Source organism: Fructilactobacillus sanfranciscensis DSM 20451 (assembly GCF_001436035.1).
Lineage (GTDB): Bacteria > Bacillota > Bacilli > Lactobacillales > Lactobacillaceae > Fructilactobacillus > Fructilactobacillus sanfranciscensis.
In genome coordinates this window covers 79,834-105,579 of the sequence record NZ_AYYM01000001.1, presented here as the reverse complement: position 1 = coordinate 105,579, position 25,746 = coordinate 79,834, and the positions used below count along the sequence as shown (strand labels likewise).

Here is a 25,746-nt window from a genome sequence, read left to right as displayed (position 1 = left end):
TTAATTATTATTATTTAAAAATTTCCAAATGACACCACCGATGAATGCTGTTATTAGAATAAAAATAAATAAAATTAATAAAATCTCACTAGGTAAATATATTCCTAAAACAAAAATGATTGGGTATAAAATGAAACTAAAGATGAATATCACTGTATCAATAAAACAAATAACTTGACCACAGTCAGACCAGGCAATTTTATAAGCTGGTTTTTTCATCAATTTATCAATTCCCCACAAACAAGCTGTAATAATCCACAACACAAGATTTGCAACTAATAAAAAAATTAATACATTTAAAGAACTCAAAAAATTAAACGATAAAATGTTTTTTGGGTATACAATACAGTTACAAATGATAATTGCAACGTTATATTAACAAACAATTAAAATAAAAATGGGTAGGCATGTTTTATGAAAATTAAAAATATTAGTTTAAAAAAACCCAAGGACCGTGACGAAATCATCACTGGTACTTTTTCGATTGATGATTTTAAGATTAAATATGAAATTAGTCCTAATATGAACAAAAAATTTGTTTATAATGTTCGATTTTATTCAATAACAAATGATAAATTAGATTCCACAAATTATGCAGTTGAACAAATCATTAGGTGTAATGAACTAAATTTTAAAGATGAATATGACGTTTACGATTGGGACGATTTTTTAGATAGAGCACCAATAACTAATCAAGGAATGCCTTTTGTAATTAGTTTCAACGATTAGTTTAGCTGATAAGCAAAAATTAAAATTATAATTATTGTAGTATCTGGTAGTATTTTAGCTGATAAAAAATTGTTTTTATAAATATTTAAATTTGAAAGGAGCTTTTTATAGATGAAATTTGAATATAAGCCCGGCCGTTTTTATACTGAAAAAGATGGTAAAGTGATTGCGAAACTGATTTTTACGATTGGCAATAATGTTGTATCAATTAACCATACTTTCGTTGATCCATCATATCGAGGCCGTGGAATTGCAGGTAAATTAATGTTAGAAATTATTAATTATGCTCAAGAACATCAATTTATGATTGAACCGGTTTGTACCTATGCAAAACAATTTTTTACACGAACCGATAAATATAACGACTTGCTTTTAAAATAATATCGCTAAACTTGATTTTAAATGATTGGAGTCGGGAATTTTGATTAACGAAGAACTTAATGAAAAAATGAAGATTTTAAGAAAATCAGCTGCTAAAGCTAGCCATAATAAAATCGGCAAACGAAACAGAAGCGGGATTGTCGGGGTTACAAAATTAGTTAATCGAAACCAAGATGGACGTGAATATATTTATTGGCAAGCTAGTATTAATGTTAAAGGGAAACAATATTTAAAGCGCTTTAAAGAAAATGAAAGAAAAGATGCAATTATTCAAAGAGGACTATGGGAGCAAAATTTTTTAGGTGAATTATAACCTTCCGTTAAAGCATACGTGTTGAATTATTTAAAACTTAATAATGATTTATAAAATTGATAGACACAAAGTTGTTTATCAATTTTTTTGCGTATATTTCCAATTTTTCCGTATATATAATAAGAAAGGGGAGAAAGATGGATAAGTATATTGGAAAAGTTAAAGAAGCAATCGAGGAATATAAATTTCAAATAATTTTTGGTTTGTTGATTTGTATTGTATTGACGGTTGCCTACTGTTTTATTAATAAAAATACTGAAGCAACTGCTACATCAGAGCAAACTACTCAGGTTCAATCAAAATCTAATGGTAGTAAGGAAATCAATCAGCATGCCGTAAAATCAAATCAACATGAACAAATTTTTGTCGATGTAAAAGGAGCTGTGATTAATCCAGGTGTTTATCAAGCATCTACTAATATGCGTGGAACTGATTTAATAAAAATGGCAGGAGGGTTTAATAATTATGCAGATCGTAATCATGTAAATTTAGCAAAAAAAGTAACCGATCAGGAAATACTTTATATTCCAATTCAAGGAGAAGTTATAGGGACACCTGTTACTAACCTTGGAAGTACTGAATCAAGTAATAACGATGATAATGCCGGATTAGATTCAAAATCTAGTGGAGATAAAGTTAATTTAAATGAAGCGGATTCTACTAAAATTCAAACACTTAATGGCATTGGACAAAAAAAGGCCGAAAAAATAATCGATTATCGAAAACAAAATGGTCCTTTCAAGTCGGTTGATGATTTAAAAAATGTGCCAGGATTTGGGGAAAGAACTGTAGCTAATTTAAAGCCATCCGTATCAGTTTGATTAGATTTGCTATAATTATAGTAATTAACGAATTGTGAAGGAGCATAATTATGAAGAAGAAAAGAATTCCTTGGGACCAATATTTTATGTTGCAAGCAATTTTAGTGGCTAGTAGAAGTACCTGTGAGCGTTTATCAGTCGGGTCAGTCCTCGTTCGCAATAAACGAGTAATTGCTTGTGGGTACAATGGGTCGGTTTCTGGTGATGTTCATTGTATTGATGAAGTCTGTTATATGGTCGATGGACATTGTCAAAGAACCATTCATGCCGAAATGAATGCAATTTTGCAATGTGCAAAATTTGGTGAATCGACTGATGATGCTGAAATTTACGTTACAGATTTTCCATGTTTACAATGTACAAAAATGTTGTTGCAAGCTGGGATTAAGACAATCAAGTATCTTCGAGAATATCATAATAGTAAATATGCCGAAGCACTGTTAAAAAAGGAACACGTTAAAGTTGAAAAGGTTCAAATTGAAAGAGAACAAGTTTATAATTTACCATTTAGTGAATACTTATCCTTCGATAAATAATTAAAAAGAATTTTTATGTATTTAGTGCTTTGCTGTGGGGATGTATATCATTAATTTTTGCAAATCAAATTTTATATGGAATCATTGGAATTGGATTAGTTTTATGTAGAATTTATTGTTTGAAAATCAAAGAATTTTTTTGGAAAAATATTTTATTAACATTAATTCCATTATTGTTTTTTTGTATGTATTATCGATCTGAAATGCAAAAACAAACAATAATGGAAAATTTAAGTAAATCTTCTAAAACAATGAAAATAGATATTTTACCTGATGAATTACATATACATGATAATCAGTTTCGTGTTTTAGCTTATTTACCTGAAGCAAAACAATCTGTTTTGTGTTTTGGAACAATGAAGACGCAGGCAGAAAATGATTTAATTAGAAAAATCAAACAGAAAACACAACTAGAGGTAGTTGGAGATTTAACCGTTTTAGAAATTGCTCCAAATGTTAATCAGTTTGATTCAAAAAAGTTCTATGGTCAGCAAGGAATTTATGGTCAAATAAAAATAACTACTCTTAAAAGTAAAACTGAAATTACCAATTCTTCATTAACTGATAATGTTCATCAATTTAGATTTTGTGGACTAGAATTATCTGATAGATTACCCAAGTACTTGAAATTATATGTTCAAAGTTTGGTGTTGGGTTATAAAAATACCGATTTTAAAGAAGAGATGGATGGTGTTCAGCAACTTGGATTAATTCACTTGTTTAGTATTTCAGGAATGCATGTTTATTTTTTGATTGATTTAATTTTAATGCTAACGTCATTGTCGTATATCAAACGAGAACGCGTTCAATGGGCAATGATTATTGGATTGCCATTTTACTCTATAATTGCTGGCTCAGCTGTGGGATTAATTCGTGCAATCTTAATGATCGAGGAACGCTTAATAGCTGGTAAATTTAAACTTTATTTTACTAGACTAGACATTTGGTCCGTAGCTTTGATGATTAACTTATTAATTAATCCCATGCTTTTATTGGAATTTGGCTGTCAACTTTCCTATGGGTTGTCTTTAGCATTGATTTATACAGGAAATGTTGGAAACTTAAAGAGAACTATTTTATTAGAATTAGTTAGTTTTCCAATTGTTATTTATTATATGTACGAATGGCATGCGTTATCATTATTAGCAAACTTATTGATTATTCCATTCTTTACTGTCGTAATTTTTCCATTAGTGTTAGTTGGATTTGGTCTGAGTTTATTTAATTTGCCTGGCGTTAATTTAGTTGATTATTTTTTAATGAGTTTTGATCACTTTACAACTTTAATATCATCTTTTCCAGGAAAGATTACATTTGGTAAGCCATGGATAATTTTTGTGATTTTTATGATTGCTTGTGGATTACTATACATGGAAAATGCCAAAATAAAATATTTATTTATGATTGTTTGTTCTAGTTTAGGGATGTATTGTATTATTCATTTTCCTATTAGTGGTGAAGTAACCTTTTTTGATGTTGGTCAAGGTGATAGTATTTTGCTTAGAGAACCATTTAACAAATCAGTTACTTTAATTGACACCGGAGGTAAACCTAATTTTTTTGTTAAACAAGGACAAAAAGATGTTTATTTAGCACCGAATACTTCAATTAGATATTTAAAAAGCATTGGAATTAATCATATTGATAATATTTGTTTAAGTCATCAAGATGCCGATCATATTGGGGATTTACCTTCTTTTTTGAAATTAATGAAGGTTGATAGGGTTTATATTCCATTTGGTATGGAGCATAACCAACATTTTATGAAGAAAATTAAACCATTTAATAATCTTAAACTTGTTAGTGTAAGGGATGGAGATACAATTTTTGGAACACCGCTAAAAGTTATTCATCCATTTATTGCTGGATTAGGAAAAAATGAAGATTCAATGGTATTATATAGTCAAATTAATAATTTGAATTGGACATTCACAGGGGATTTAGATCGACTAGATGAATTAAAAATTTTAGGTAAATACCCTAATTTGAAAACGGATATTTTAAAATTGGGTCATCACGGAAGTAAAACAGCCTCTGATCCCCAGTTTATTCAAGCAATCAAACCTAAAATTGGAATTATTTCAGCTGGAAGAAATAATCGTTATGGACATCCTAATCAAGAAACGTTAGACACAATGAAAAAAGAACAAGTGAAATTAATTAGCACGCAAAAAGATGGAATGATTTCATATCGTTATTCAAGATTTGAAAGTTATTTTACAACAAAATGGAAGGGGGATTTAAATGACCTTAATTGATAAAATAAAAACGATTTCAAAAAATCAAGAACCTGTTTATTTAATCACAGGGAAAAATGATTATTGGGAAAATGAAGTAATGAAACAAATTAAAAAGATTATTCCAGAAGAAGAGCAAACTATGAATTTTGCTACTTTTGACATGGAAGAAACCCCATTATCTGTGGCAATTAATGATGCTCTCTCGATTCCATTTTTTGGAGAAAAACGATTAGTTTTAATTAAAAATGCCTATTTTTTAAGTGGTAGTCATTCTAAAAGCAAGATTAAACATAATATTGAAGAATTGGAACAGTATCTGGATAATCCATCGATTGAAACTGTTTTAATTATATTAGCTCCTTATGATAAATTAGATGGACGAAAAAAAATTGTTAAAAAACTGAAGTCTAAAAGTTCAATGATTACATTAAATGATTTTTCTGAACGTGAAACAATTGATTTTGTTCGTAACCAAGTAAAAATGCAAGGTTATCAGATTAATTCAGATGCAATGAACGAATTTTATGCACGTACATTAGGTGATTTAAGCAAAATGATGAATGAATTACAGAAAATTTTCATTTATTGTAAAGATTCAAAAGAAATTACAGTTGAAGTAATTGATAAGTTAGTTTCAAAGTCATTAGATCAAAATGTTTTTGCACTAGTAGATTACATTGTAACTGGTAAAACGACTCAAGCAATCCATTTTTTTCATCAATTACTAGAACAAAAACAAGAGCCAATTCAAATTAATGCTATTTTAGAGAGTCATTTTCGATTATTGTTACAGGTTAAGATATTGATGCAACATAGTTATAGTCAAAACATGATGACGACAACTTTAAAAATTCATCCTTATCGAGTTAAATTAGCAATGCAATCAACTCAAAGATTTTCTTTGAATTATTTAAAGGACGCTTACCTACATTTGGTTCAAATTGAATGTAAACTAAAAAGTAGCACCGATAATCCGGAACTACTTTTCGAAATGTTTGCAATAGAATTAGGACAAAAAAAGAACTCATACTAAGTGAGTTCTTTTTTATTATGATAATTTATTCATGATGTTAGCTAAGTGAGACTTCTTACGATTGGCACTGTTAGTCTTAATAAGACCTTTTGATTTTGAATGATCAATTGCAGCAACTGCTTTACGGTAGAAAGTATCAAGATCACTGACACCTTGAGCACTAGCTTTTTCAAATTCTTTAACAGCAGTTCTCATACGATTCTTTTCAGAAGCGTTCTTTTTGCGAGCGATTTCGTTAGTCTTCATACGTTCGATAGCTGATTTAATAACTGGCATATTTTTTTCACCTCCACATAGTGAAATTAATCCTAACTTCACAGTTTTAACATTCCTAATTATACAAAATATCAGCTATAATTGCAATACAAGCTAAGATTTGTTTGAAATTTTGTTTAGAATGTTGTATATTTAATAAGTAACTGGTTCTTAGTTTTACGAGTCACTGACGTAATACTCAGAACTGAGGGATTTTTATTGAAAGGTGGTAAAGCATAATGGCTTTAACTAGAGAAAGAAAAACTGAAATTATCAAAAAGTTCGCTACACATGAAGGAGATACTGGTTCAACTGAGGTACAAATCGCAGTTTTAACAGCAGATATCAACGAAATTAACGAACATATGAAAGAACACAAAAAGGATTTCCATTCACAACGCGGACTTATGAAAAAAATTGGTCACCGTCGTAACTTATTAACTTACTTACGTAAGAGAAATGTTCAAAGTTACCGTGAATTAATCAAAGAATTAGGATTACGTCGTTAATCTTAACTTTAAAAAGGATGAGGCATTTTGCCTCATCCTTTTTTTAACCAATTTTTTACTTAAATATGTTACACTAAAGTTACATGTTATATTTTGAACGAGTGCATAATTGATAATAATTAAAACAGTAACTGTAATATATTGAGGTGTAAAAATAATGAAAAAGAATATTAAAATCATACCGCTGGGCGGTGTGCGTGAAGAAGGCAAAGACTTATTTGCTGTTGAAGTGAATGAAAGTAGTATTTTTATTCTTGATTGTGGTTCTAAGTTCCCCTTAGATGATATGTTAGGAATTGACTATGTAATCCCTGATTTTTCATATCTCCGGGATAACAAAGAAAAGATTGTTGGAGTATTTTTAACTTCCGGACATCTTGATTCAATTGGTTCATTACCATATTTTCTTAGTGAATTTAATGTACCAGTGTTTGGTACAGAACTTTCAATTAAGATTGCGGAAAAATTAGTTAAGAAAAATCGTCAATCGAAAAAATTTGATGATTTTCATATTATTAATGATAAAAGTGAAATAACTTTTGATGATGGAACGGTTAGCTTCTTTGGAGTTACTCATTCAATCCCAGATGCAGTTGGAATTGTTATTTCAACTGAACAAGGTAGTGTTGTTTACACTGGTGACTTTAAGTTTGATCAAACCGTTCCAGAACAATATCGGACTAATTATGCATCAATTTCTGAAGTTTCAAATAAAAATGTTTTAGCTTTACTTTGTGATGCTAGAAATGCTGAAGATAACTCTAAGGCGGCTGATGAAAAGAAGGTTGAAGAATTTTTAATTGATAATTTTGATTATCAAAATAAACGAGTAATTATTACTTGTTTATCAGGTCACATTTTAAGACTTCAAGAAATTATTGATGCGGCAGCTAAAACTGGTCGAATGATTTACGTTGCTAATGAAAAATCTAAGTTTATGATTGATACTGCCATAGAAAATGGAAAATTAAAACTTCCAGATCAAGAAATATTTGTTCCATCAATTGAAGAATTAGATAAATTGAAACCTGATCAAACAATCATACTTCACGTTGGACAACCAGGTGAAGCGATGCTATCACTTCAAAAAATGGCTAGTCAACGTAATAAGAAACTTAGAATTGAACCAGGAGATTTAGTATTGTTGGCTACGTCACCATTACGTGCAATGGATAATGCTTGGGCAAAAACTAGAGATATGGTTTATAAAGCCGATGGAACAGTGGCATCAATTGATGAAGAACTTGATTTATCTAGTGATGCAAGTAGAAGTGATATTCAAATGATGATTAGTTTGATAAATCCTAAGTTCTTAATTCCGGTTCAAGGAGAGTATCGTCAGTTAGCAGCTGAACGTGAAGCTGCAATTGATGCTGGTTTTCCTAGCGACCACATTATTATTCCTGCCAAAGGCGATGTAATTCAATTTGATGGTGACGACATGTTCCTTTCTCAAGCTGTTTCTGCTTCTGATACAATGATTGATGGAATTGGAGTGGGTGATATTGGAAATATTGTCCTTCGTGATCGAAATGTGCTTTCTCAAGATGGTGTTTTTATTGCGGTTGTAACTATTGACCGTAAAAAGAAAGAAATTGTTGAAGGATCTAAAGTTACTTCACGTGGTTTTGTTTATGATCAATCAAATCGGGCTCTTTTAAAAGAAGCATCTGATTTAGTTGAAACAACGGTGCAAAATAATCTTGATAATAAAGATTTTGATTGGAGTCATTTAAAACAAGATGTTCGTGAAAAGTTAAGTTCTTTCCTTTACAAGAAAACTGATCGTCGTCCAGTGATTCTTCCAGTAATTATGGAAGTTAATCAACATCATCGTCGATTTAAAAATAATAATAAAAACTAATTAAAAAGGATTGAGCATTTGCTCAATTCTTTTTAATTATGAAGAGGAGTCATAATGAATGAAAAACAATTAGAAAAATTTAAAAAAGCCAAGGATGAAGTTAAAAACCATGACTTTAATACTGCTACAGATATTTTGTTAGATTTGTATGATGAAACAGATGATCAACAAGTAGTTTTGTTACTTGGTGAAACGTTATTTATGGACCAGAAATACGTTGGTGCAAACCGATTTGTAGAAGATAATTTTGATGTTTTTTTGCAGCAAAACTTTGAATTACTAACTCGTATTTATGAAAAAAATCATCGTTATCTCCAGTTGAGAATTATTGCAACTGGCTTGCAAAATGAAGATAAGATTAATTTATTAGAGGAAATTGAGCAAAGTGAAAAAGAATATGAAATGAAGGAGCCAAATTCTATTGCAAGCAATGCAAGAGAATTTATGCATTTAGGAGCTTTTTCAGCAGATCGTCAAAGAGAAGTGATTAAGGATGCAGAAATACTTCCAATAAAACAATATTTAGCAGGAAGTAAAATCAGTTTGATTGATCCAGATGTTAATCCGGTTTGGCGAATGCAATTGTTAAATAATTTAATGAGGCTGGAATTTGACGAACCGGTGGATTTTATTTGGATTGATAATACTAAACATCAAATAATTCCAAAAGAAGTTGCGGATGTTGAACAAACTAATGCTTTTAAAGAAATTCAAAGAGAGGTAAATGAAACAATTGGACAGCAAGATCCAATTAAAGCCGCTCAATTACAAGTAATTATTAAAGTTGATATGCAAATTTTGTTTCCATATATTGATCAAGTGGTTGTTGAGCCCCACAAGTGGGTTGAAGTAATTATGCAGAAAATGTTTGGAGATGTTTCAAAAACAACTTCTGATAAAGATGTGCTAAAATGGTTGAGTCTGATTGATTCGATCATGCAAACACTAGTTAACTAATTAAATTAGCGATTAGTGTTTACAAATTTAGTTTCAATCTATATAATATGTTAGTGAATTCTTTGAGATAACCACTTTATTTTTCGAGTAATTGTAGTATAATTACAAGTAAAGATACTTTGGGTTTCTCCAAAGGACGTCTTACGAAAATAATAGGAGGGTTTCATAATGGCAAAAGAACATTACGAAAGAACAAAACCCCACGTTAATATTGGTACTATTGGCCATATTGACCACGGGAAGACTACTTTAACTGCAGCAATTTCAAAAGTTTTATCAGACAGAGGTTTAGCTAAGGCTGAAGATTTTGCTGATATCGATGCTGCTCCAGAAGAAAAAGAACGTGGTATCACTATCAACACTGCCCACATCGAATACGAAACAGAAAAGCGTCACTACGCTCATATCGATGCTCCTGGACATGCCGATTATGTTAAAAACATGATCACTGGTGCTGCTCAAATGGATGGTGCCATCTTAGTTGTTGCCGCAACTGATGGTCCTATGCCACAAACACGTGAACACATTTTGTTAGCTAAACAAGTTGGTGTTGATTACATCATTGTTTTCCTTAACAAGACTGATATGGTTGATGATGAAGAACTTATCGACTTAGTTGAAATGGAAGTTCGTGATTTATTATCAGAATACGGTTACGATGGTGACAACACACCAGTTATCCGTGGTTCAGCTCTTAAAGCCCTTAACGGTGACAAAGAAGCCGAAGAACAAATCATGAAGTTGATGGATACTGTTGATGAATACATCCCAACTCCAGAACGTGACGAAAGCAAACCTTTCATGATGCCTATCGAAGATGTATTTACTATCACTGGTCGTGGTACTGTTGCATCAGGTCGTATCGAACGTGGTGTTATTAAACTTGGTGACGAAGTTGAAATCGTTGGACTTGTTGAAGACGTATTGAAGACTACTGTTACTGGTATTGAAATGTTCAGAAAAACTCTTGATGAAGGTCAAGCCGGTGATAACATTGGTGCCTTACTTCGTGGTGTTAACCGTGAACAAGTTGTTCGTGGACAAGTGCTTGCTGCACCTGGTTCAGTTCAAACTCACGAAAAATTCTCTGCTGAAGTATATATCATGAGTAAAGAAGAAGGTGGACGTCATACTCCTTTCTTCTCAAACTACCGTCCTCAATTCTACTTCCATACCACTGATGTTACTGGTGTTATCGAATTAGATAAAGGTACTGAAATGGTTATGCCTGGTGATAACACAACATTCCACGTTGAGTTAACTAAACCAGTTGCAATCGAAAAAGGTACTAAATTCACTATTCGTGAAGGTGGACACACTGTTGGTGCCGGTACTGTTACAAGTATTGACGACTAATATGTATCTATAAAAAGATCAAAGACTTTGTCTTTGGTCTTTTTTGTTTACTTCGAATATGTTTACATTTTATTGTGCATAAGTTAGAATAATAGATGTATATAAATTACTTGAAAAAGTTTTATTATTTTTCATGTTGGAGGAATTTAAAATGGCTGATTGGTCAAAAAAAGAATTAAATAAAGGTGAATTAACTTTTAAAATTGACCTTGATAAAATCAAGGAAGGTTTAGATAAAGCCTTTGATAAGAACAAGAAAAACATTAAAGTACCTGGCTTCCGTAAAGGTAAAGTTTCACGCCAAGTATTTAACCAAATGTATGGTGAAGAAGCATTGTACCAAGATGCTTTAAACATCATGCTTCCAGAAGTTTACGCTGAAGCAGTTGCTGAGGCAGGAATTGATCCAGTTGGTCAACCTAACATTAGTGTTGAATCAATGGAAAAAGGTAAACCTTGGGTACTTAAGGCTGATGTTTCTGTTAAACCAGATGTTAAATTAGGTGAATATAAAGGTGTAGAAGTTCCAAAACAAAACACTCGCGTATACAAGAAAGACATTGATGCTAAATTAGATTCAATGCTTCAATCACAAGCTGAACTTGTTTTAGTTGATCGTCCTGCTAAAGATGGTGATACAGTAATTATTGATTTTGATGGTTCAGTTGACGGTAACCACTTTGAAGGTGGAAAAGCTAACAACTACTCTCTTGAATTAGGTTCAGGTTCATTTATTCCTGGTTTTGAAGATCAATTAGTTGGTCATAAAGCTGGCGATGATGTTGAAGTTAAGGTTACTTTCCCTGCTGATTATCCACAAAAAGATCTTGCTGGTAAAGAAGCACTTTTCGAAACTAAGATTCACGAAGTGAAAGAAAAACAATTACCAAAACTTGATGATGAATTTGCTAAAGATGTTGACGAAGACGTTGATACTCTTGAAGCATTAAAAGAAAAAATCAAGACTGAATTAAAAGAACAAAAAGAAGCAGCTGCTCACGATACAATCGAAAATGATGCTATCGATGCTGCTGTTAATAATGCAACTGTAAAAGACATTCCACAAGTTATGCTTGATGAAGACGTTGAACGTCAAATGGATCAATACTTAGCTGGAATCCAACAACAAGGTATTCCTGCTGATATGTACTTCAAGATGACAGGTACTTCAAAAGATGATTTGAAGAAACAATTCGTTGCTGGGGCAGATAAACGTGTTAAAACTAGTTTAGTGTTAGAAGCAATTGTTAAAGCTGAAAAAATCAATCCTTCGGAAGATGATGTAAATGCTGAAGTTGCTGACTTAGCTAAACAATATGGTATGAAAGAAGAAGCCGTTCGTGGTGCATTATCTGATGATATGCTTAAACACGATATTGGTATTCAAAAAGCTGTTTCTGTTGTTGTTGACAACGCAAAGCAAGTTTCTAAGAATGCTTCTTCATCTAATGAAAAATAAAGTTTAATTACTTTAAATAAAAGTCCGTTTAACGATTATCGTTACGGACTTTTTTGTTTCAAACCAACTCTTTTGCAACATTAAATCTTTGTGGTATAGTTTTGAGAGTTGAAAAAATGACTTAGATAAAAATGAGGAGATTTTTTATATGTTTGATGATGAAACAAACAAAACAGTTACATGCTCATTTTGCGGAAAATCCCAAGATCAAGTAAAAAAAATTGTTGCTGGTCCTGGCGTTTACATTTGTAACGAGTGTATCGATTTATGTGAACAAATTATGGATACTGAAATTAAATCCCAAAGTGCAGATGAAGAAATTGATGTTTTAACTCCTAAAGAAATCGTTGATCGTTTAGATCAATATGTAATTGGACAAACTGAGGCTAAAAAAACATTAGCAGTCGCTGTATATAACCACTACATGAGAATTAAAGAATTAGCAAAGCGTGATCAAGAAGATACTGAAGGTGATTCAGATATCTATAAGACTATTGAATCAGAAACTGAAATTCAAAAAAGCAATATTGCAATGATTGGACCAACTGGTTCAGGAAAAACTTATATCGCCCAAACGTTGGCTAAAATTATTAACGTTCCATTTGCAATTGCAGATGCTACAACTTTGACAGAGGCTGGATATGTTGGCGAAGATGTCGAAAATATTCTCTTAAAATTATTACAAAACGCTGACTTCGACGTTGAACGTGCTGAACATGGAATTATTTATATTGATGAAATTGATAAAATTGCCAAAAAAGGCGAGAATGTTTCAATTACCCGTGATGTTTCTGGTGAAGGGGTTCAACAATCACTTCTTAAAATCCTTGAAGGAACTATTGCAAATGTTCCGCCAAAGGGTGGACGTAAAAATCCACAACAAGAATTCATTAAAATTGATACAAAAAACATCCTCTTTATTGTAGGTGGAGCTTTTCCAGGAATCCAAGATATTATTCGTGAACGTTTAGGAAATAAAACTATTGGGTTTGGAACTGATTCAGTTCATACTGTAATTACAAATGATGATGATATCATGCAAAAAGTTATTCCGGAAGATTTAATGAAATTTGGATTGATTCCTGAATTTATTGGTCGTCTTCCAATCTTAACTGCTTTAAATAAGCTTGATGAAGAAGATTTAGTTAAAATTCTAACTGAACCTAAGAATGCTTTAGTAAAGCAATATCAAAAGCTCCTAGCTCTTCAAGGGGTTAAATTAACCTTTGATAAAGCTGCTCTTCGAACGATGGCACAACAGGCTATTAAACGAAATACTGGTGCTCGTGGTTTACGTTCAATTATCGAAAGCGTAATGAGAGATGTAATGTTTTCATTGCCTAGTCGAGATGATGTAGCTGAGGTTATTATTACTAAAGCTTCTGTTAATAAGCAGGAAGAACCACGTTTAATTTTAAAAAAAGACGTTAAAAGTGCTAAATAAGAGTCGAATGGAGAAAACACAATGAATGTTACCGATGTAGACTTAGTCATGAGTGCCGTTGATCCAAAACAATATCCCAAAACTGGTTATCCAGAGATTGGTTTTTTGGGAAGGTCTAATGTGGGGAAATCATCATTAACTAATGTATTAATTAATCGGCGTGATTACGCACATACTTCAGGACAACCTGGTAAAACACAAACTTTGAACTTTTATGAAGTTAATCATAAGTTATACTTTGTTGATGTCCCTGGTTATGGGTATGCTAAAGTTTCAAAAACAGAACGTGAAAAATGGGCCAGCATGATTGAAACTTATCTAACTCAACGTGATACTTTGCGAGGAGTAATCAGTTTAATCGATGGTCGTCACGAACCAACTGAATTTGATTTACAAATGCGAGATTGGTTAGAATACTATAATATTCCAGTATTATACGTAGCAACCAAAGTTGATAAAATTCCTAAGAGTAAATTTAAGCACCAAGAAACAATCTTACGTAATAAATTACAATTAAAACCCGATGAAGAATTAGTGATGTTTTCTGCTAAAACTAAAGTAGGTAAAGACCAGATTTGGAATTGGATTGAAAATAAAATTAAAGCGTAAAAAAATCAGCTGTTAAATTAACAGCTGATTTTGTGTTTATTTAGATTGGTCACGCTTAAAAAATTTATTTCTTTCTTTAGCTTCAATTTGTTTATCTTCAATTTCTTTTTCGCTTTCAACTTGATTAGAATTTGAATTGTTTTTAGGGTTGAATTTGGCAAATTTATTTAACATGGCGTCTAAGTCTGCTTGTTTATTAATGTGTAAACCCATTTCATCACTTCCTTTGCTACATCATAGCAAAAAGTTGATTAATTGTCATTTAGTTATACAAGTTGACTTAAAGTCATTATAATTTAGGTAATGGATAAAAACGGAAGGAGGACCAATATGGCATCTGAACATATCGAAAATAAATTAAAACTTTTACCTGAAAAACCGGGAGTTTACATCATGAAAGATGATGAAGGAAAAGTTATTTATGTGGGTAAATCAAAAAATTTAAAAAATCGGGTTCGATCATATTTTAAAAGTAAACAGTATGGTAGACGGGCAAAGTTAGTTGAAAATATTGCGGATTACGAAACGATTATTACAGATACTGACAAAGAATCTTTTCTGCTAGAAATAACCTTAATTCAAAAATATCGTCCATATTATAATGTTCGGTTAAAAAATGGGAATACCGGTTATCCGTACATTAAAATAACTAATGAAAGAGATCCCCAAATTCAAGTAACTAGCTATGTTAAAAAAGATGGTGCCTTTTATTATGGTCCTTATCCAAATGTTTATGCAGCTGATGAAACCATGCATTTTTTACAAAAAATGTACCCACTTCGCCGTTGTAACGGGCGGCAATCACGGGCCTGTCTTTATTACCACATGGGTCAATGTTTGGGAGCATGCTTTAAAGATGTTCCTGAATCAGAGTATAATGAACAAATCAAGAAGATTAAATCATTCTTGAATGGAAATGTGGCAGATGCTAAACGAATTATAAAAAAGCGCATGAAGGATGCTTCTGATAAAATGGAGTATGAGCGGGCTGCTGAATTACGGGACCAGCTCCATTACATTGAAGCTACAGTAGAAAAACAAAAAATTATTTCACATGATTATACACAACGTGATGTTTTCAATTATTATGCTCATAATGGTTGGTTATCAATTCAAGTTTTCTATATTCGTCAAGCACGACTAATGAAAAGAACTAAGCGTCTTTTTCCAATTTTAAGTACTCCAGAAGAAGAAATGACAAACTTTATTGTTCAATTTTATAAGCAACAGGGACAAGTAAAACCACGTGAGATTTTAGTTCCTGGTACAATTGATACAGATGTGATTACAAAGTTAACTGATATTCCTGCAAGAACTCCGGTTAGAGGACAAAAGAGAGCGCTGCTTAAAATGGCACGTGAAAACGCTAAATATGTCTTAGATGAGAAGTTTAGGCTATTAGAAATGAATCGTCGTAAGACCACTGGAGCTATGGAAGAATTAAGTAAAGCTTTGGATTTACCTTCTCTTCATCGTATTGAAGCTTTTGATCATTCTCATATTGATGGGGCTGATTTAGTTTCTGCAATGGTAACCTTTGAAGACGGGAAACCCAATAAAAAGAACTATCGTAAGTATAAACTTCAAACAGTTGACCATGCGGATGAAGCTGCAAGTACTCGTGAAGTTGTACGCCGTCGGTACACCAGACTATTAAAAGAACATGCTGAAATGCCCGATTTGATTTTAATGGATGGTGGGGTTATTCAAATGAACGCAGTTAAAGATGTGTTAGAAAATGAATTAAACCTAAATATTCCAGTTGCTGGGATGGTAAAAAATGATAAACATAAAACCGCTGATTTATTATTTGGTGATGATGATCAACATATTTATCTAAATCCCAAAAGCCAGGCTTTTTATTTAGTCCAACGAATTCAAGATGAAGTGCATCGATTTGTAATTAATTTTCATCATGATTTACACAGTGAAAATTCAATGACTTCAAGGTTAGACAGTATCAAAGGTGTAGGACCAAAGACGAAAAATAAATTGATGCGTCATTTTGGTTCTATGAAAAATATTGAAGCAGCAAGTGTTCCTGATTTACAGGAATTAGGAATTTCAAAAACAGTGGCGCAAACGATTGTGCTCACTTTCCAAAATTCGAAACCCAAAGCAGTAATGCGTAAGATGTAATAGAACGGAGAAAATATGTTTGTAGATCGAGTTAAATTTAATGTTAAAGCCGGTAAGGGTGGCGATGGAATGGTTGGTTTCCGTCGCGAAAAATATGTTCCAAATGGTGGACCTTCAGGTGGTGACGGAGGTCGTGGGGGAGACGTTGTCTTCACAGTTGATCCTGGAATGAGCACCCTAATGGATTTTAAGTATAAAAAATTATTTAAAGCCCAAAATGGTGGTAATGGTGGAAATAAACGAATGACAGGTGCCAGTGCCGATGATTTAATTATTCGTGTCCCAGAAGGAACAACAATTTTTGATACAGCAAATGACAAAGTAATTGCTGATTTAACTAAGCCAGGTGATAAAGCAGTGATTGCTCGTGGTGGCCGTGGGGGACGTGGGAATACCCACTTTGCAACTGCGAAAAACTCAGCTCCAGAAATTGCTGAAAATGGTGAACCTGGTGAAGAGTTACAAGTTAATTTACAACTTCGTTTATTAGCGGATGTTGGTCTAGTTGCCTTTCCATCTGCTGGTAAATCAACTTTACTAAGTACAATTACCAGTTCAAAACCTAAAGTTGCGGAATATCATTTTACGACGTTAGTTCCTAATCTTGGAATTGTTCGTAATGATGATGGAAATGATTTCGTAATTGCCGATTTACCTGGATTAATTGAAGGAGCTTCTCAAGGTGTTGGGCTCGGATTTGAGTTTTTACGTCACATTCAAAGAACTCGAGTAATCCTCCATTTAGTTGATATGAGTGGTAATGAGGGCAGAGACCCATATGATGATTATGTTAAAATTAACAAAGAACTTGGTGATTTTGATGAATCATTGTTGAAACGTCCTCAAATCATTGTAGCAACGAAGATGGATCTACCAGGATCAGAAGAAAATCTTGAAAAATTTAAAAAAGAACTAAAAGAGCATGATGATAAAATTGCAATTAAAGTAGACGCAATTTCATCAGTTACTCATCAAGGGCTAGACCAATTGATTAGAGATACTGGTGATTTATTATCTAAAACTCCTCAGATTCCATTTGTGGAAGAAGGTCAACTTCAAGAAGATAACGATGGTGATGTTCTTTACACTGCTAAGGAAGAAGAAAGACCATTTGAAATTCATCGTGATGAAGACGGTGTTTGGATGTTAACTGGTAAAAAAATTGAACGACTATTCCAGATGACCAATACAGATCATAATCAAAGTATGATGCGTTTTGCTCGTCAGTTAAGAGGAATGGGCGTTGATGATGCGCTTCGTGCTGCTGGTGCAAAAGATGGTGATTTAGTTGGTATTTTAGATTTCACTTTTACTTATATGGATTAAAAGAAAAAAGTAGTTAACCAGTGTTGTTAACTACTTTTTTAGCCGAAAATGATTTGATCGTTTTCTAAACGATAACCAAAAATTCTTAGTTTTTCAGGTTTATCAAGATAAAGTATGAGATTCTTGTCGAATTTCATGGTTTGCTGATTAAACTGATTAAGGTTTAGTGGTTTTTGTTTTTTTCCCGACCCTAAAATTAATCTTTGTTTATTAATGCTTAAATTAGTGACTGGGTAAATAGTCGATTGATTTTGGATGAAAATCGTTCTTGCTCGATCTAAATCTTGTGAAGAAACTTTGAACTCACTAAGTTTGATGATAATCACCTGATTTCTATTTTTGGCACTTTTCTTATGCTACAATAATTATATAGCAGATTATACGAATTTAAATTAAAAGAATGCTTCCTAGAAGGAACGGTAGAAAATATGCAGTTAGAGTTTTTTGGAACAGGGGCAGGAGTTCCCGGTAAGTTTAGAAATGTTTCAAGTGTTGCGTTACGCTTACTTGATGAAATTAATGAGGTATGGTTGTTTGATTGTGGGGAAGGAACCCAGCAACAGATTTTGCGTTCGACTTTAAAACCACGAAAAATCAATAAAATTTTCATCACCCATCTTCATGGTGATCATATTTTTGGATTACCAGGCTTACTTTCAAGTCGGTCATTTCAAGGCGGAGACGAACCGCTTACAATATATGGTCCAAAAGGAATTAAAGAATTTGTTCAAGTATCACTTAGAGTTTCACAAACTAAATTGGGTTACAAAATTAATTATGTTGAGCTTGATGAACCAGGAATAATTTATGAAGGACCAAAATTTACAGTGATTGCTGCAAAATTAGAACATCAAGTTGAATCTTGGGGATATCGTGTCGTTGAACATAGTCATCCAGGTGAATTAATGGTTGATAAATTAAAGGCGGATGATATTCCAGCTGGTCCAATTTATGGTAAATTAAAAAAAGGCGAGACAGTTCAACTTTCAGATGGGCGCGTGATTGATGGAAAAGAGTACATTGGACCGGCACAAAAGGGTCGAATTGTAACTATTTTAGGTGATACACGTAAGACACCAAACATTCAACAGCTTTCACAAAATGCAAACGTAGTTGTTCATGAAAGTACTTTTGGTAAAGGAGAGGCTAAGCTAGCTCGTAATTATTATCATTCTACCAACGTACAAGCCGCCATTATGGCGAAATCAAGTGGAGTTGAGCGGTTGTTGTTAACACATATATCAGCACGTTATACGGCTAAAATGGCACGTGAATTGCAAAATCAAGCACGTGAAATTTTCCCCAATACTAAAGTTGTTAAAGATTTTGATTTTATTGATATTCCATTTGAAAAGAAAGAAGATTAAAAATGAAAAAACAAGTTTATGTAATTTCAAGTTTGTTAATTGTAATTTTAATTGCAATTTTTGTTTTATTAAACATGGAAGACACAGCAGTTAATTTTGGATTTGCAACTATCAAGATGCCACTAATTTTAATTGTACTTGTAAGTTTACTTTTAGGTACTTTGCTTATTTTTCTTTTTTCATCAATTTCATCATTCAAAAACAATCGTCAAAATAAAGCTAATTTAAAAGAAATTAAACAACTTCAAAGCAAAATTGAAGAATTAGAAGCAAAAATTGGAGTGAAAACTGAAGTAAAAGATGAAAAACAAGTTACTGAGGAAAACCCTGATAATGAAGATGAAGAAAAATAAAACTGAAAGAAGGTTGAGCAGTGTTATCTTCTAAATATGATTGGCAAATTAAAGCTAATCACGCGAAACCAAAGCAAATTGAAGACCTAGCTTCTCAACTTGGCATCAGCCAATTAATCGCTCAATTATTGATTAATCGTGGATATGATAATTCAGATAAAATTCGTCATTTTTTGAGTCCAGATACTTCTGATTTATATGATCCTTTTTTGCTTCATGATATGGATAAAGCTGTTGAAAGAATTCAAATGGCAGTATCAGAAGGCGAAAAAATTACAATTTATGGTGATTATGATGCAGATGGGTTAACTAGTACATCAATTATGTATGAAACTTTACAGGAAATTGGTGCGAACGTTAATTACTATATCCCTAACCGGTTTGATGACGGATATGGGCCAAATATTGATGCCTATCGAAAGATTATTTCTGACGGAACAACTTTAATTGTGACTGTTGATAATGGAGTATCTGGATTTGATGCAATTGAAGAAGCAAATAAACTTGGGTGTGATGTAGTGATTACTGATCATCATGAATTGCCAAAAAAATTGCCTAATGCATATGCAATTGTGCATGCAGATTTAAGTCCTGATTATCCATTTAAGTATTTATCAGGTGCAGGGATTGCATTTAAAGTTGCAACGGCGCTTAATGATGAAATTCCACAAGAAAAAATTGATTTAGCGGCAATTGGAACAGTTGCTGATTTGGTATCAATGACAGGTGAAAACCGTGCTATAGTTCAATTTGGACTAAATGTAATTCATTTGACTGAAAGACCGGGGTTAAAATCATTAATTAAGCACGCAAAATTAAAATTACCTAAAATTAGTGAAGAAGATATTGGATTCAAAATTGCACCTTCTTTGAATGCTTTAGGTCGAATGGGGGATGCATCTTCTGGTGTTGAACTTTTAACTACCAATGACGAAGTTCAAGCAGATAAGTTAGCTAAAATAACTGAAAAGAAAAATGAACAACGAAAAGAATTAGTGGCTCAAATAGCGGTTGAAGCGGAACAACAAGCTGAGACCCCGGAAAACTTAAAGCGTAAGATCTTAATAATTGCTGGAAAAGCTTGGCAAACTGGCGTCTTAGGGATTGTTGCTAGTCGGATTTCTGACAAATATCATAAACCAACTGTTGTATTAGGAATAGATGAAACTACTGGAGTTGCTAAAGGTTCAGGACGAAGTATTGCTGGATTTGATTTATTTAAAGCCTTAGATCGAAGCCGTGACCAAATGGTTGCTTTTGGTGGTCATGAAATGGCAGTGGGATTAACGATATCATTAGATAAGATTAAAGAGGTGTCTAATAATATAGAACAAGTAGCAACTGAAGAAAAATTAGATATTAATCACAAGCCAATTTTAATCATTGATTATGAAGTTAATGCGGATGATATTAACGATCATCTTTATGAAGATTTGTCCGTTTTAAGTCCCTTTGGAGTTGATAATCCAAAACCAGAATTTGCAATTAAACCTAATAATCTCAGTAGTATTTCAGCAATTGGTGCTGATAAATCTCATTTAAAATTTGAAATTCTAGGTTATCATAGTAAAATTGGAGCAATTGATTTTGGAGTTGGTTCTGAGTTAAGAGAAATCCAAAAATTATCTAATAATTTAAAGGTTGCTGGAACTTTAGGTAAAAATGAATTTCGTGGTCGAACTAATTTACAAATTATGGTTGACGACTTAAAAGTAGACGGTTGTGTTGTGATTGATCAACGTACCAATAAGTTAGTACAACAAATGTTTAAGCAACCTGGTGAATATGTTTTCTTTAACGAAAAATTGAAAAATAAATTAACCGGTTATTTAAATGATGAGTCTACAGCAATATTAGCAAATCAGATTGACTCGAAAAATCCACATAAAAAAATAATCATTGTTGATTGTCCTAAGAATATAGATGATTTTAAAACGTTAATTAATAAAATTGATGCACATGAAATAGTATTATATCTATATAAACCTCAACAACTTAGATCATTTGGTATGCCAAAACGAGAACAATATGCTAAACTATTTAAGTTCGTTAATGTTCATCAAAATGTAAAATTAAACCAGCATTTAAAAGAAATGTGTAAAGATTTAAAAATTGATCAGACTTCTTTAGTATTTATGATTAAAGTTTTTGATGAATTAGGTTTTGTAACCATTCAAGATGGAATAATGAATAAGGTTGATAATCCTAATAAGCATCCATTAAGTAGCGCGTCTACATATAAACAACGAGAACAAGAAATTGAACTTGAGAATCAACTGATTAGTTTAAACCAAAACGCATTAATTAATTTAATTCAAGAAATGCAAAATAAGCAGTGAAAGGAAGTACCAAACGATGGCACTTAATTTAAAAGATTACATAGCTAGTTATCCTGATTTTCCAGAACCAGGTGTATTTTTTCGTGACATTTCTCCCTTATTAGAAAATGGAGAAGCATATAAGCAAGCTACAAATGAAATTGTTGATTACGCTAAAAAAATTGGTGCAGAGGTAATTGTAGGACCAGAAGCCCGTGGATTTATTGTTGGATGTCCGGTTGCATATGAATTAGGCATTGGATTTGCTCCTGCACGTAAGAAAGGGAAACTCCCTGGTAAGACAGCTAAAGAAACTTATGGACTGGAATATGGGCAATCTGCGCTTTATCTTCATGAAGATGCAATTAAACAAGGTCAAAAAGTACTCGTTACTGATGATTTATTAGCAACTGGAGGAACTTTAGCTGCTACAATCAAATTAATTGAAGATCTTGGTGGTGTGGTAGTTGGTACTGCATTCTTAGTTGAATTAACAGAACTCCATGGTCGTGATAAACTAAAAGGGTACGATATTCTTAGTTTAATGAAATATTAAAAAAAACTACTTAGATACGTCTAAGTAGTTTAGTATGGAGGATTGGCAGAGTGGTAATGCACCGGACTCGAAATCCGGCGAACCAAGCTTATACTTGGCGCGCAGGTTCAAATCCTGTATCCTCCTTTTTATTTTTGATGAGATGCTTCCTAATAATCCCGTATGATATTAATTTTCTAATTCTTGAAAACTATAATTCTTATGGTATACTCAATATGTTATAAAATAACGGAACTACTCTTTTCCAGCAAAAAGGTCCCTAACGGGGACCTTTTTTGTTTACAAAAAAATAGACCCGAATTAATTCAAAATTCAGGTCTATTTTTTAATATTCGTAAGTTTTAACTTGTTTTTTCATTTCAGTAAAGTCTGTATCAGGATATTTGTTTTGAAGAGCTTGGAACAACATGTATTTAGCGAAGTTACCATTACGGGCCATAATTGGTCCATGAAAATAAGTTCCAACTGTATTTTTATGAACAGCACCTTCAGTACCGTCTTGACCATTGTTACCGTATCCTTGCAATACTTTTCCAAGCGGATGTTCATCTTCACCTAAGAATGTGATTCCTTGATGATTTTCAAAACCATGATATTTGTTACCGTTTTTTTCATTTTCGATGACAACATCACCAATAAAACGATGGTCATGTTGTTGCTCAGTATAATGGTTCATGGCTTCAATTCCAGGTAATTTTTGACCTTTAGCATCAACGTAATATTTACCAAGCATTTGATAACCACCACATACAGCAACAAATGGTTTGTTAGCCTCAATAAACTTAATTAATTCAGCTTTTTTAGATTGAATATCATCTGCCACAACAGTTTGCTCGAAATCTTGGCCACCACCGAAGACAACAAAATCATAGTCATCTGCTTTAAAGTCCTCTTCTAAAGAAACAATATCAGAGGTAACTTCCACACCAATTTGTTTAGCATAGAATTGAAGGGTTAAGATATTTCCAATATCACCATAAGTGTTCATTAAGTCACCATAAAGATGAGCAACTCTAATACTCATTGTCATTAGTTTTGTCCTCCTTTAATGTAACCACGCTTAGCTAAAATAGATCTAACTTGCATCATTGCAGTATAGGTTGCTAAGATATAAACCTTTTTAGTTGGCATTTTTTTAATATCATCAACCACTTTTTCTAAATCTGGTTGGACGATATGTTTGTCATCAGGCACACCAGCAACTTTTAGACGGAAAGTAATATCTTTGTAGCGAGAACCTCCAGTTTCAAACTGTTGAATGTTCATCTTTGGTAATCTTTCGAATTCACCATCCCAAATCCAACTAGTATCAATTCCATCAGCATAATTAGCGTTTAGCAAAGCCATAAACGAAAATGGTTCATTTTCAGTAGTTAGCAAATCAATCACTTGATTAGTTCCAACCGGATTTTTAACTAAAATAATTGTGACATCTTTATCGCCAACATGAATTTCTTCTTGGCGTCCAAAAATTCTTTCATTAGCATCGAAAGCATGCTTAATCTGTTCTGGAGTAACTCCTAATTCACGACCAACTGCATAGGCAGCTAAGGCATTGTAAATATTGTAGGTTCCACCCACACTGATTTGATATTGATGATTGTCAATATCAAACTTTGATTCAACTGGAGTTTGATTTTCAACACTGGTAACTTTGTACTTTAATTCTGGACGATGGTAACCACAGTTAGGACAGAAGTAATCACCCAAGTTAGCATAAATTAAATAGTGGTAATGTAAAATGTGATGACAAATGGGACAAATAATCCCGTCAGTATTTGCATGAGCTTTAAAATTGCCAGATGCTAGTTGATTTTCAAATCCATAATAAATTTGTGGATTAGGAAGTTCAACTGAATTGAAAATTGGTTCATCACCATTTGAAATTACGGTTGCACTGGGATCTAATTCAATTCCATCAAGAATTTTTTGATATGTCGTATAAATTTCACCATATCGATCAAGTTGATCTCGGAAAATATTGGTTAAAACAAACATTTTTGGTTTAATTTGTTCAACAATTAACTTAACGTTTGCTTCATCAACTTCAATAACGGCAATTGGTTTTTGCCCATTGCGTGGTTTTTTAGCTTCAAGAAAGGTAGAAACAATTCCTTGAATCATGTTTGAACCGCTTTTGTTGGTTAAGATTTCGTTGTATTTTTCTTTTAATACTTGCACGATTAATGCAGTAGTAAGTGTTTTTCCGTTGGTTCCACTAACAATAATTACATCGTAGTTTTTTCCAAGTTCGGTTAACACATTTGGGTCAATCTTAGTGGTGATTTTACCTGGTAAAGAACTTCCACCACCCATAAAGGTATGTAAAAACCAATATGAAGATTTTCCTGCTAGAGTTGCGATATCACTCTTAAAAGTCATTAACGCTCACATCCTTAGTTTAAAATATTTTACAATCCAATACTTTTGATTTTAGCATAAAACCGACAACTAAACTAAAATTAGAGATATCTTTACGTTATATTAACAATTCTAAATTACGAATGCAGAAAGATAAAAAATTAGCTATAATAAAACTAAGAGTATTTTATAGAAAAAGGTGATATTTTGGCACAACTTTTCTTTCGTTATGGCGCCATGAATAGTGGAAAGTCATTTGAAATTATTAAGGTAGCACATAACTACGAGGAACAGGGCAAAAAAGTTATTCTAATGACGAGTGCTTTAGATACACGAGAAAAAGAGGGCACAATTGCGTCTCGAATTGGTTTAGAAAGAGTTGCAATTGCGATTAAACCAGATGCAAATGCAATGCAACTAGTCCAAAATCGATTAAGTGAAATTAATGATCGAGTGAGTTGTATTTTAATTGATGAAGCACAATTTTTAGAAAAACATCATATTAAAGAGTTGGCTCAAGTCGTAGATGAATTAGATATTCCGGTAATGGCTTTTGGACTAAAAAACGATTTTCAAAATCAGTTGTTTGAGGGATCAAAGTATCTCTTACTTTATGCTGATAAGCTAGAGGAAATGAAGACCATTTGTTGGTTCTGTGAAAAAAAAGCCACAATGAATCTTCGTTTTCATGATAAAAAACCAGTTTATGAGGGCGAACAAGTTGTAATGGGAGGCAATGAATCATATTATCCTGTTTGTCGAGAACATTATAATCATCCACCTAAACAATAAATGAAAGAAAGAGGAGTAAAATGGCCGA

The 25,746-nt window shown here is 32.6% G+C and carries 27 protein-coding genes and 1 tRNA gene; 22 read left to right on the top strand and 6 right to left on the bottom strand.

Translation table 11 applies throughout. The annotated features are described in order from the left end of the window. Nucleotides 1-222 (bottom strand): hypothetical protein, encoded by a 222-nt coding sequence (locus FD36_RS00535; protein WP_146038824.1) that lies wholly within the window; start codon nt 220-222, stop codon nt 1-3. Nucleotides 223-414: 192 nt separating this feature from the next. On the opposite strand from FD36_RS00535, the gene FD36_RS00530 reads away from it, so the two are divergent. The 7 genes from FD36_RS00530 to holA all read left to right on the top strand — a co-directional run bounded on the left by FD36_RS00530 (nt 415) and on the right by holA (nt 6,053). Beyond that, on the top strand, nt 415-729 hold the full coding sequence (locus tag FD36_RS00530) for a hypothetical protein (RefSeq protein ID WP_056957521.1): 315 nt from the start codon (nt 415-417) through the stop codon (nt 727-729). Nucleotides 730-840: 111 nt separating this feature from the next. After that, complete coding sequence (locus tag FD36_RS00525; protein ID WP_056957520.1) at nt 841-1,110, top strand: GNAT family N-acetyltransferase; 270 nt, start codon at nt 841-843, stop codon at nt 1,108-1,110. 40 nt (nt 1,111-1,150) lie between these two features. Beyond that, nucleotides 1,151-1,423, top strand: a complete 273-nt coding sequence (locus FD36_RS00520; RefSeq protein WP_056957519.1) for a hypothetical protein — start codon at nt 1,151-1,153, stop codon at nt 1,421-1,423. A 137-nt stretch (nt 1,424-1,560) separates the two neighbouring features. Next, on the top strand, nt 1,561-2,244 hold the full coding sequence (locus tag FD36_RS00515) for a helix-hairpin-helix domain-containing protein (protein WP_056957518.1): 684 nt from the start codon (nt 1,561-1,563) through the stop codon (nt 2,242-2,244). A gap of 50 nt (nt 2,245-2,294) precedes the next feature. Then, nucleotides 2,295-2,780, top strand: a complete 486-nt coding sequence (locus FD36_RS00510) for a ComE operon protein 2 (protein WP_056957517.1) — start codon at nt 2,295-2,297, stop codon at nt 2,778-2,780. A 221-nt stretch (nt 2,781-3,001) separates the two neighbouring features. Next, on the top strand, nt 3,002-5,038 hold the full coding sequence (locus FD36_RS00505; protein ID WP_162255835.1) for a DNA internalization-related competence protein ComEC/Rec2: 2,037 nt from the start codon (nt 3,002-3,004) through the stop codon (nt 5,036-5,038). Then, entirely contained in the window at nt 5,025-6,053 is a 1,029-nt protein-coding gene (holA, locus tag FD36_RS00500) for a DNA polymerase III subunit delta (protein WP_056957515.1), read from the top strand. Before FD36_RS00505 ends, holA begins: the two co-directional genes overlap by 14 nt. A 15-nt stretch (nt 6,054-6,068) precedes the next feature. Here holA and rpsT read toward each other — a convergent pair whose 3' ends face one another. Next, nucleotides 6,069-6,329: a 30S ribosomal protein S20 gene (gene rpsT, locus FD36_RS00495; protein WP_056957514.1), complete on the bottom strand. Its 261-nt coding sequence runs from the start codon at nt 6,327-6,329 to the stop codon at nt 6,069-6,071. A gap of 218 nt (nt 6,330-6,547) precedes the next feature. Between rpsT and rpsO the strand changes: the two genes are divergently transcribed. From rpsO to yihA, 7 genes are all read left to right on the top strand, one after another. Further along, nucleotides 6,548-6,817: a 30S ribosomal protein S15 gene (gene rpsO / locus FD36_RS00490; protein WP_014082227.1), complete on the top strand. Its 270-nt coding sequence runs from the start codon at nt 6,548-6,550 to the stop codon at nt 6,815-6,817. Between the two features lie 157 nt (nt 6,818-6,974). Continuing rightward, nucleotides 6,975-8,681 carry a ribonuclease J gene (locus FD36_RS00485; RefSeq protein WP_056957513.1) on the top strand — a complete coding sequence of 569 codons (1,707 nt, stop codon included), beginning with the start codon at nt 6,975-6,977 and terminating at the stop codon, nt 8,679-8,681. A gap of 54 nt (nt 8,682-8,735) precedes the next feature. Then, nucleotides 8,736-9,638: a hypothetical protein gene (locus FD36_RS00480; RefSeq protein ID WP_056957512.1), complete on the top strand. Its 903-nt coding sequence runs from the start codon at nt 8,736-8,738 to the stop codon at nt 9,636-9,638. A gap of 168 nt (nt 9,639-9,806) precedes the next feature. Further along, nucleotides 9,807-10,994 (top strand): elongation factor Tu, encoded by a 1,188-nt coding sequence (gene tuf, locus FD36_RS00475; RefSeq protein WP_014082224.1) that lies wholly within the window; start codon nt 9,807-9,809, stop codon nt 10,992-10,994. A gap of 151 nt (nt 10,995-11,145) precedes the next feature. Continuing rightward, nucleotides 11,146-12,453 (top strand): trigger factor, encoded by a 1,308-nt coding sequence (tig, locus tag FD36_RS00470; RefSeq protein ID WP_056957511.1) that lies wholly within the window; start codon nt 11,146-11,148, stop codon nt 12,451-12,453. A gap of 148 nt (nt 12,454-12,601) precedes the next feature. After that, a complete protein-coding gene (gene clpX, locus FD36_RS00465; protein WP_056957510.1) occupies nt 12,602-13,897 on the top strand; it encodes an ATP-dependent Clp protease ATP-binding subunit ClpX in 1,296 nt (431 codons plus the stop codon). A gap of 21 nt (nt 13,898-13,918) precedes the next feature. Further along, nucleotides 13,919-14,506 carry a ribosome biogenesis GTP-binding protein YihA/YsxC gene (gene yihA, locus FD36_RS00460; RefSeq protein WP_056957509.1) on the top strand — a complete coding sequence of 196 codons (588 nt, stop codon included), beginning with the start codon at nt 13,919-13,921 and terminating at the stop codon, nt 14,504-14,506. A 36-nt stretch (nt 14,507-14,542) separates the two neighbouring features. Here yihA and FD36_RS06635 read toward each other — a convergent pair whose 3' ends face one another. Further along, entirely contained in the window at nt 14,543-14,719 is a 177-nt protein-coding gene (locus FD36_RS06635; protein ID WP_153198636.1) for an SPJ_0845 family protein, read from the bottom strand. Nucleotides 14,720-14,836: 117 nt separating this feature from the next. Here FD36_RS06635 and uvrC point away from each other — a divergent pair, with 117 nt between their 5' ends. Both uvrC and obgE read left to right on the top strand, forming a co-directional pair. Then, nucleotides 14,837-16,645 carry an excinuclease ABC subunit UvrC gene (uvrC, locus tag FD36_RS00455; RefSeq protein WP_056957508.1) on the top strand — a complete coding sequence of 603 codons (1,809 nt, stop codon included), beginning with the start codon at nt 14,837-14,839 and terminating at the stop codon, nt 16,643-16,645. Between the two features lie 15 nt (nt 16,646-16,660). Continuing rightward, nucleotides 16,661-17,971, top strand: a complete 1,311-nt coding sequence (gene obgE, locus FD36_RS00450; protein ID WP_056957507.1) for a GTPase ObgE — start codon at nt 16,661-16,663, stop codon at nt 17,969-17,971. A 38-nt stretch (nt 17,972-18,009) separates the two neighbouring features. Here obgE and FD36_RS00445 read toward each other — a convergent pair whose 3' ends face one another. Next, the gene (locus tag FD36_RS00445) at nt 18,010-18,297 is read right to left on the bottom strand and encodes a hypothetical protein (RefSeq protein ID WP_056957506.1); all 288 of its coding nucleotides are present in this window, start codon (nt 18,295-18,297) and stop codon (nt 18,010-18,012) included. A 102-nt stretch (nt 18,298-18,399) separates the two neighbouring features. Between FD36_RS00445 and rnz the strand changes: the two genes are divergently transcribed. The 5 genes from rnz to FD36_RS00420 all read left to right on the top strand — a co-directional run bounded on the left by rnz (nt 18,400) and on the right by FD36_RS00420 (nt 22,691). Then, nucleotides 18,400-19,338: a ribonuclease Z gene (gene rnz, locus FD36_RS00440; RefSeq protein WP_056957505.1), complete on the top strand. Its 939-nt coding sequence runs from the start codon at nt 18,400-18,402 to the stop codon at nt 19,336-19,338. A gap of 2 nt (nt 19,339-19,340) precedes the next feature. After that, complete coding sequence (locus tag FD36_RS00435) at nt 19,341-19,691, top strand: lipopolysaccharide assembly protein LapA domain-containing protein (RefSeq protein WP_056957504.1); 351 nt, start codon at nt 19,341-19,343, stop codon at nt 19,689-19,691. A gap of 20 nt (nt 19,692-19,711) precedes the next feature. Continuing rightward, nucleotides 19,712-22,030 carry a single-stranded-DNA-specific exonuclease RecJ gene (gene recJ, locus FD36_RS00430; protein ID WP_056957503.1) on the top strand — a complete coding sequence of 773 codons (2,319 nt, stop codon included), beginning with the start codon at nt 19,712-19,714 and terminating at the stop codon, nt 22,028-22,030. A 16-nt stretch (nt 22,031-22,046) separates the two neighbouring features. Next, nucleotides 22,047-22,565: an adenine phosphoribosyltransferase gene (locus FD36_RS00425; RefSeq protein WP_056957502.1), complete on the top strand. Its 519-nt coding sequence runs from the start codon at nt 22,047-22,049 to the stop codon at nt 22,563-22,565. Between the two features lie 36 nt (nt 22,566-22,601). Beyond that, nucleotides 22,602-22,691: transfer RNA gene (locus tag FD36_RS00420), tRNA-Ser, on the top strand. Between the two features lie 199 nt (nt 22,692-22,890). On the opposite strand, the gene FD36_RS00415 is transcribed toward FD36_RS00420, so the two are convergent. Together FD36_RS00415 and FD36_RS00410 are read right to left on the bottom strand one after the other, a co-directional pair. Next, a complete protein-coding gene (locus FD36_RS00415) occupies nt 22,891-23,595 on the bottom strand; it encodes a type 1 glutamine amidotransferase (protein WP_056957501.1) in 705 nt (234 codons plus the stop codon). Continuing rightward, on the bottom strand, nt 23,595-24,947 hold the full coding sequence (locus FD36_RS00410) for a Mur ligase family protein (RefSeq protein ID WP_056957500.1): 1,353 nt from the start codon (nt 24,945-24,947) through the stop codon (nt 23,595-23,597). The genes FD36_RS00415 and FD36_RS00410 overlap by 1 nt, the downstream gene beginning before the upstream one ends. A 216-nt stretch (nt 24,948-25,163) precedes the next feature. On the opposite strand from FD36_RS00410, the gene FD36_RS00405 reads away from it, so the two are divergent. Then, nucleotides 25,164-25,718 (top strand): thymidine kinase, encoded by a 555-nt coding sequence (locus FD36_RS00405; protein WP_395350390.1) that lies wholly within the window; start codon nt 25,164-25,166, stop codon nt 25,716-25,718. The last annotated feature ends 28 nt before the right edge of the window (nt 25,719-25,746 follow it).